This is a genomic window from Kitasatospora sp. GAS204B (genome assembly GCF_029892155.1).
In the GTDB taxonomy this organism is placed as follows: domain Bacteria; phylum Actinomycetota; class Actinomycetes; order Streptomycetales; family Streptomycetaceae; genus Kitasatospora.
This window is the reverse complement of the sequence record NZ_JARZAG010000051.1, coordinates 20,360-28,032: the sequence shown is the minus strand read 5'-3', so window position 1 is coordinate 28,032 and position 7,673 is coordinate 20,360. Positions and strand designations below refer to the sequence as shown.

At 68.4% G+C, this 7,673-nt stretch carries 9 protein-coding genes; 7 read left to right on the top strand and 2 right to left on the bottom strand.

Annotated features, from left to right (window positions below; all coding sequences use genetic code 11):
* Positions 1–184 precede the first annotated feature (184 nt).
* The 4 genes from P3T41_RS36035 (at position 185) to P3T41_RS36020 (ending at position 3,230) form a co-directional block, all read left to right on the top strand.
* Positions 185–457 carry a hypothetical protein gene (locus P3T41_RS36035; RefSeq protein ID WP_280694880.1) on the top strand — a complete coding sequence of 91 codons (273 nt, stop codon included), beginning with the start codon at positions 185–187 and terminating at the stop codon, positions 455–457.
* Positions 458–761: 304 nt separating this feature from the next.
* A complete protein-coding gene (locus P3T41_RS36030; protein WP_280694879.1) occupies positions 762–1,058 on the top strand; it encodes a transposase in 297 nt (98 codons plus the stop codon).
* 2 nt (positions 1,059–1,060) lie between these two features.
* Entirely contained in the window at positions 1,061–1,555 is a 495-nt protein-coding gene (locus P3T41_RS36025; RefSeq protein ID WP_280694878.1) for an IS3 family transposase, read from the top strand.
* Between the two features lie 568 nt (positions 1,556–2,123).
* Complete coding sequence (locus P3T41_RS36020; RefSeq protein ID WP_280694877.1) at positions 2,124–3,230, top strand: IS4 family transposase; 1,107 nt, start codon at positions 2,124–2,126, stop codon at positions 3,228–3,230.
* Between the two features lie 657 nt (positions 3,231–3,887).
* Here P3T41_RS36020 and P3T41_RS36015 read toward each other — a convergent pair.
* Both P3T41_RS36015 and P3T41_RS36010 read right to left on the bottom strand, forming a co-directional pair.
* Complete coding sequence (locus P3T41_RS36015; RefSeq protein ID WP_280694876.1) at positions 3,888–4,553, bottom strand: TetR/AcrR family transcriptional regulator C-terminal domain-containing protein; 666 nt, start codon at positions 4,551–4,553, stop codon at positions 3,888–3,890.
* A gap of 320 nt (positions 4,554–4,873) precedes the next feature.
* Positions 4,874–5,230, bottom strand: a complete 357-nt coding sequence (locus P3T41_RS36010) for a hypothetical protein (RefSeq protein ID WP_280694875.1) — start codon at positions 5,228–5,230, stop codon at positions 4,874–4,876.
* A 211-nt stretch (positions 5,231–5,441) separates the two neighbouring features.
* On the opposite strand from P3T41_RS36010, the gene P3T41_RS36005 reads away from it, so the two are divergent.
* From P3T41_RS36005 to P3T41_RS35995, 3 genes are all read left to right on the top strand, one after another.
* Positions 5,442–6,386, top strand: a complete 945-nt coding sequence (locus P3T41_RS36005) for a threonine/serine dehydratase (RefSeq protein ID WP_280694874.1) — start codon at positions 5,442–5,444, stop codon at positions 6,384–6,386.
* A gap of 132 nt (positions 6,387–6,518) precedes the next feature.
* Positions 6,519–6,980: an ATP-binding protein gene (locus P3T41_RS36000; RefSeq protein ID WP_280694873.1), complete on the top strand. Its 462-nt coding sequence runs from the start codon at positions 6,519–6,521 to the stop codon at positions 6,978–6,980.
* 434 nt (positions 6,981–7,414) lie between these two features.
* Positions 7,415–7,636 (top strand): hypothetical protein, encoded by a 222-nt coding sequence (locus tag P3T41_RS35995; protein WP_280694872.1) that lies wholly within the window; start codon positions 7,415–7,417, stop codon positions 7,634–7,636.
* The last annotated feature ends 37 nt before the right edge of the window (positions 7,637–7,673 follow it).

Sequence of the window (7,673 nt, the reverse complement as noted above, 5' to 3'; positions counted from 1 at the left end):
GACCATCACGAACCGACCACCCCCCCCTGCGCGCCCGCGGCCGCTCGTGGCGGGTGTGACGCCCCGGCGCGCGGGCGCCGCCCGGGCCCCGGCCCCACTTCGCGCATATCTCCTCGCAAGACTACCGACGCTCCGTCAGCCGCCCACCAGGGGCGACGAGGGCTTAGCGCACGATCTGACATAGATGTTCCTCAGACCCCTCTACCTCGCCGGGACGCGCGTCCCGAAGCCGGAGCTGCTGCCGCGCCTGGCCAAGGCCGTCGGCGTCGAACCGGCCGACCTGTGCACCGTCGAGCACGAGCGCCTGGTCCACCTGCGCGTGTTCACCGGCCGCAGCCGCGCCGAGATGGCCAAGGCACTCGGCATCGCCGAGGAGACCTACCGCCAGCTGGAGACCACCGGGCGCCGCGGCACCCGCGCCCACTACGACCGCGCGCGGGACGAGTGGATCGCCTAGGACGACTGGGCCGCACCCGCCTTCCGCGCTACCCCCGAACGGCTGCTGGCGGCCCTCCGCCACACCGAGGAGTACTGGCCGGTGCTGCGTGAGCAGCGGTGGCAGCGGATCCGCGAGGCCGACCCGGAGTGGGCCGCGTCGGTGGAGCGGATAGTCAAGCAGGCTCCCCGCCGTTCAGGAACGCGGTCAGGTCCTCGTCGGTGAGCAGGCTGCCGCTCAGCAGCGCGCCGATGTCGTCCAGGCGTGCCCGTGTGAGGTTCCCCTCGTAACGTAGAGGCCATGACTGGAGGGGAAGTTGGGAGTCATGGCTGAGAAGAGGCGGAAGTTCGACGCGGAGTTCCGTGAGGGGGCTGTGCGGATCGTTGCTGAGACCGGCAGGCCGGCCGCAGAGGTCGCGCGGGAGCTGGGGATCAACGAGACCACCCTGGCCACCTGGGTCTCGCGGGCGCGGCAGGCCGGCGGCGACGGCACGCTCGGGACGTCCGAGCGTGAAGAGCTGGCCCGGCTGCGGCGTCGGGAAGCCGAACAGGCCAAGCGCATCAAGGAGTTGGAGATGGAGCGCGATGTCCTCAAACGCTGCATGGTCCTTTGGGTGAAGTAGCTGTGGCGGACCCGGCGGCACTCGTCGGGGCGATCAGCGACCAGAGGACCGGGCACGGCATCCCGCACGCTGTCTCCTGCCGCGCGCTCGGGGTGTCCGAGGCATGGTTCTACAAATGGCGCCGAAGACCCGCCGAGCCAACGAACCGCGAGGTCAGGCGCGCGACGTTGGAGGAGAGGATCACGTACTTCTTCCGCCGGTCCGGCGGGACGTACGGCTCGCCGAGGATCACGCTGGACCTGTGGGCTGAGGATTGGAAGGTCTCGGTGAACACCGTCGCCGAGATCATGGCCGAGCTCGGACTGCAGGGCCGCAAACCGCCCAGGCGCAGGTCACTGACCCGCCAGGGCAAGCGCAAAGCCGCCCCTGACCTGGTGCACCGCCGTTTCGACGCGGTCGCGCCGAACGTACTGTGGGTCGGCGACATGACGGAGATCGACACAGGTGGCGGCAATGCCGGTGAATTAGCAGAACTCTGCTGGTCAGGAGCCTGCTGATGGTCAGTTTGGGTCGATTTCATCCCTGGTGACGCTGGGTAGTTCGTCACGTTCTGATGATGACTCAGCCGAGTGTCGGACACGGCAACGGAGCCCCCGGTAAGACAGAAGATCGACCAAGATCCGACTGTCTGATGGGGGGCTCCGTTGGGTGCTCAGTCTGCCAGCATGCCCGTCCTGCCCGCCAGGGCCGACGCACACAACTCGCAGCACTCACCGGGGGTTCCGGTCGGCGAGCGGTTCGGGGAGCGGGTCCGCCTCGGGGTGCTGACTCGCTGGATCACACCGGAGATCGTCGCTGAGGTGTTGGAGCGCACCGGTCGCATCGAACTTCGACGACGGCTCCTGCCGGCTCGGACGGTGGTGTACTTCGTCTTGGCGCTGTGCCTGTTCAGCAGTGCCGAAAGCGCAGGTCAGCCGGGGTACCGGGCGGTCTTGCGAACGCTCACCGAGAAGCTGCGGAACCTGCCGGGGCTCGGACTTCAGCGGCTGCCGACGAGCCCGGCCCTGACCAGGGCCCGCCAGCGACTGGGCGAGAAACCGCTGCGCGTGCTGTTCGAGCACACCTGTGGCCCGCTGGCGACTCCTGACAGCGCTGAGGCGTACGCCTTCGGGCTGCGGCTTGTCGCCTGGGACGGCACCACGCTGGACGTGCCGGACTCCGCGGAGAACGCCGCTGCCTATCGGATACTCCAACCCGGCCAGCAACACCTGCGGGAACCCGCAGGTCAGACTGATGGCACTGGTCGAATGCGGCACCCACGGCCTGGTCGATGCGGCCTTCGACGGCGTCGAGCACTCCAGCGAGTACACCCTGGGCCGCGCTCTGCTGGCCGGTCTGACGCCGGACATGCTGCTGCTGGCCGACCGGTACTTCGTTGGCTACGAGCTGTGGGCCGACGCCCGGGCCACCGGCGCCCACCTGGTCTGGCGGGTCAAGAAGGGGCAGATCTTCACGCCGCTGCGTGTCCTTCCGGACGGCTCCTACCTGTCGATCATGCCCACCCCGGCGGAGACCCGCCGCCTGGGCCGGGCCCGCGTCCAAGGACGCGCGATCGCCGGGACACCCCAGGGCCACCTGGTCCGGATCGTCGAGTACACCGTGCTGACCCGAACCGAAGACGGATCAACTCGCCTGGATTCCTTCAGACTTGTGACCAGCCTGCTGGACCACCGACAGGCTCCTGCCAGACGGCTCGCCATGATCTATCACCAGCGCTGGGAGATCGAAAACAGCTTCGCGGAGATCAAGAACCGCCTGCGCGGCGCCGGCTTCACCCTGCGCTCCAAGTCCCCCGAACTCATCGGCCAGGAGGTCTACGCGCTCCTGACCGTCTACCACGCGCTCTGCGCGCTCGAGCACCAGACTGCCCAGCAGGCCGGGATCGACCCCGACCGGATCTCCTTCGCCGTCACCGTCCAGCTCGTCCGCCTCGGCGTCCCCAGCCAGGCCGCTGCCACCGCCGACCGGCTTCGCTGGACACTGGAGGCAGTCGCGGCCGAACTCCTCGAGGGCCTTCTCCCAGCCCGCCGGGACCGGCGCTGTGAGCGCGTCAAGAAGCCACCCAAGAACAAGTTCGCCATCAAGCGGCGAGACCAACCACGCACTCCCAGTAACGTCCGCTACTCGCTGAAAGTCGCCAGACACCGGCCGCTACCTGCGGAAACGTCCTAATTCACCGGCATTGGCAGGTGGCGGGCACCGATCTGCATCAGGGTGACGCTCAGTCACTACCGGCCCAGGGCTTCATGAAAGACCGAGGCCAGAGCAGGCCGCAGAAGAGATCGCAACTCAGCTGCCGGAAATGTTCGGTGCGATCTCTCCTGACGGGTGCGTCAGCGACGATGAGGTCTTCATTCAGCAGCACACAGTGCTCTCGGGCTGGGGCGGGGCAGCCGGCGACGCCCAAGAGGGAACGCGGGACCGCCGGACCGGTGTGCGGTTCGGGCTGCCCCGCCATGCGCGCCAGCCCCGCGAAGCGGCGGCCCCCGCCACAGAGTTCCTATACCTGTCAGTTGATGATCTGCGGTGACCGCGAACCGGTGTTGGCTGCGGTGTTCTCGGCCAGGTATCCGTTGTCGATGGTCACCTGGATGCGCTGGCGGGTCGGCTTGATCATCCATCAGCTCGACGAGCGGTACACCGGCCAGGCTCGCCGGTGGCTGGGTGACTGGGTGACTGGGACGAGTCGATGACCGCCGCCGAGGTCCTCCTCCTTGGGCAGCCCTACCGGTTCGAGACCGCGGTGGGTGCCACCGAGTACGTGCTCACGATCGAGCGGTCCACGGCCTCGGCCGGGTTGCCCGACCCGGGATCCATGGCCGCAGGGCGTCAGCGCAGCGGGTAGAGGTTGAGTGCGACCGTGTCGATCAGCTGCTGCAAGCCAGTGTGGAAGACGTCGTGATCGACGACGGCTTCCAGGACCGCCTCGGTGTTTCCGGTCAGGAACGGGAACTGCCTGGGTGGGAGCATCGCGATGCCGACCCGCGTCCGTTCCTTGGTCTCCTCGTGGTCGCTGTGGTCGCTGTGGTCGACGAACGCGGCGCAGCCGAGCGTGAAGAGGTAGAGGCGGCGGTAGACGCGCAGGGCGTCGACGGGTGCCAGGCCGGCAGTCTGTGCGCTCTGCAGGAGGGGTTCGGTGAGGCGGGCGAGGAGGGTCTCGCCCATCCAGGGCCGGCTTCCGCGTAGGGCTACCAGGCCGGGGTGGGCGATGAGCAGCTCGTAGAGGGCGGTGAACGCGTTGCGGGCGGCGTCGGGCCACGGGGTGTTCGGGTCGGTGGCGGGCAGTTGGTCGGCGAGATGGTTCATGCAGATGTCGAGGAGCCCGGTGCTGCTCTCGCCGCAGCGCCGGTGAACGGTGGTCTGGGAGACGCCGAGCGCGTCACCCAGGGCCCGGAATGACAGGGCGCTGGGGCCGTGCCGGTCGACGATCGCGATCGCGGCCATGGCGATCGTGGTAGCGGTGAGTCGATCTGGGGTAACGGATTGCTTCGCCATGCGTTACAGCGTAACTTACGACGTAATGGATTGGCAGGTTGATGAAGCGTCATATTCCTTCCATGGGAGGCAACATGCCCGGCACCGTGCTCGATCCGATGTTCCAGCACGTCACCGCGACGGAGTTCACGGAGCAGCACCTTGCGTCGCTGTTGGCGGGTACCTGCGCGGCGGTCGGGATCCCCCGCTTCCTGGATCCGGCGGCATGCCAGCGCATGGTGACGGTGCTGGACCAGCTGCCCGTGCACGAGTACGACCGCTCGCGGGTCGCCGAGCCGATCCTGCGCTTCGGCCCGGCGCTCAACGACTACCGCGTCCGCTCAGGCCGTCTGGATGAGCAGCGGTACTGGCCGCAGGCCGACCAGGCCCGCGTGGCCTGGGCCAAGGCCCGTCCGCGCCACGATCCGATCGCCCTCGCGCTGGGGCGGCTCGGCACTGCGTGGGGGTCGGCAGTCACGCCGGCCACGATCGGTGGGCGGCCCGCGTTCGGCGGTACCGTCCGTGAGCTCAACCGGGGTGCGCTCACCCACTACGACGAGGTGGTGCGCGAGCTGCCCGGGCTCTTCGACCAGCACGTGGTGAGTCAACTCGCCTTCAACGCCTGGGTGGTCGGCCCCGCCAGTGGTGGCGAGACCCGAATATCCCGCCGTCGCTGGCAGCCCGCCGATGACGAGCACCGCTTCTCCTACGGCTACAGCGAGAAGGTCACGACGGGCAGCCAATTCGTCGAGCTGGCACCCAAGACGGGCGAGGCACTGCTGTTCAACCCGGCCAACTACCACAGCGTGAAGGAGGCCACCGGCCGCCGGGTCGGCCCTGGCCTTCTTTCTCGGACTGACGACCAGGGGCGAACTCGTCGCCTGGTCCTGAACGTTCAGGAGTTCTCCGATGCACAACCTCAGCTACGACGACGCCAAGGCCGCCGCCGAGCGGATCGCCGGCGTCACGCGGCCCGTGCCGGTCATCCCCGTCGATCCGGGCAGCTTCGGCACCGCCGAGGTCTATCTGGCCCTCGACTTCACCCAGCGCACCGGCAGCTTCAAGGATCGCGGCGCCGCGAACTTCGTCGCTGCCCATATCGAGAACGACACCATGCCGCAGGCCGGAGTCGTTATCGCCTCCGGTGGCAATGCGGGCCTGGCCTGTGCCTGGGCAGCCGGACGCCACCAGGTCAAGGCGACCGTTTTCCTGCCCGAGACCGCACCTAAGGTCAAAGCCAAGAGGCTGCTTGCCCTGGGCGCCGACGTCCGCCAGGTCGGCACCGAGTACGCCCACGCTGCCGCCGCGGCACAGGAGTTCAGCGCCACCAGCGGGGCCCTGGCCTCTCACGCCTACGACGACCCGCACATCATCGCTGGCGCCGGCACCCTGCTGGACGAGATCACCCGCCAGGTTCCGGGCCTGGACACCGTGCTGGTCGCCGTCGGCGGCGGCGGACTGTTCGCCGGAACGGCCATCGTCGCCGAGCACCACGGTGTGAAGGTCGTCGCCGTCGAGCCGGAGAACTGCCGAGCCCTTAACGCCGCGCTCGAAGCGGGCGAGGTCGTGGACGTGGACGTGGACTCGGTGGCGGCCGACTCCCTCGGGGCACGCCGCACCTCGCAGACCGCCTTGCACTGGGCCCGCCGTACCGGCGCCGCCTCGCTGCTGGTGCCCGATACGGCGATCACCGCTGCTCGAAACACTCTGTGGGACCACCGGCGCTTCGCCGTCGAGCACGGCGGCGCGACCGCCCTCGCGGCCCTCCTCAACGGCGCCTACACCCCCGAACCTGGCAGCCGGACCGCCATCGTGTTGTGCGGAGCGAACACCAACCCGTCCGATCTGGCGTAGCAAAGGCCCTGCTGGGCGCCACCACTCTGTGGCGCCCAGCAGGCCGCATCAGAGCAGTGACCATCGTCACTTCTTGATCTCGCTGATACGCGGTCATGCCACCCGAGCACCCGTCCCCTTGAAGGACAGTACATGCCCAAGGTTCATCAACTTGCCAGCCCAGATGATGAGTTGGACAGCCTTCAGATCAGCTGGCCCGTCGTCCCGACTGAAGCCTCCGTGAAGGAGACCCGAGACAGGGTCGGCGGGGAACTCCGAGCCTGGGGCTACCGCCTGACCAGCGACAAGGAGTCCGAGATCAAACTCATCGTCAGCGAGCTGGTCACGAACGCCCTTGTCCACGCCCCCCGGCACGACATCGGCTTCGCGATGTGGATCTACAAGCCGGGACAGTTGGTCGTCGAAGTCCAGGATCGAGGAGCCCACGCCCCAGTCGCGCACGCCGGCATGGACGAAGACACCTTCGGCCGCGGGATGACGCTCGTGGAGGGCCTGGCGCTCAGCTGGGGCGTCGGCTACCCGGGCTCCGGCAAGTGCGTCTACGCGACCATCGCTATTACCGACGCCGCCTTGGGCGCCCCGCGAAGCGCCTGACTCAGCGTCGCCCTCCTGCCGACGTGCCCGCATTCCCCTGTTCTGGGCGGAGGCGGTTGCCCGGCAACCTGCGGTGTTCGATGGCCCCGCGGTGGCCTGTGTCGCCGCGGAGCACTGGAGAAGCGCTACGTAACCCGGCCACCTCGTCCGCCAGCTGGACGGCACGCATCTCCTACTCGACTGGGAACCCGCCGCCTTCGGAGACACGCTTTCCGACCTGACCCGCCTCGCCGTCCGCCTCCAACTCGCCGACCCCACGCCGGTCCTCAGCCTGGCACACCGCCGGTCGGCGGGCGGCGCCGCGACTCGACCTGTACTGGCGCGTCCACCAGCTCGCGGACACCGCCCTGGCAACTGACCCAACATCAGCTCACAGGGCCCGAGTGGATCGAATCGAGCGCAACTCATCGACCAGGAAGCAGACCTGATCGATTGTGGAGATCGCGCTGCGCGAGGCGCGGCCGGCTGGGCTGACTACCAAGCAGCTGATCGCCGCGACCGGCTTGAACGCCAGCCAGATCCGCCGCGGGCTGATCTACGTCCGCGAGATCACCGCCGCAGAGCACATGTCCCCGCTGATCACCGAGGAACCCGCCGAACTGGTCGCCTTCGGGAAGGCCCAGTTCCTCACCGATGGCTCTATAGGTGAGAAGTGAGACCAGCCGGAAGGTGAGTTCTGACTCCACCTAGCGT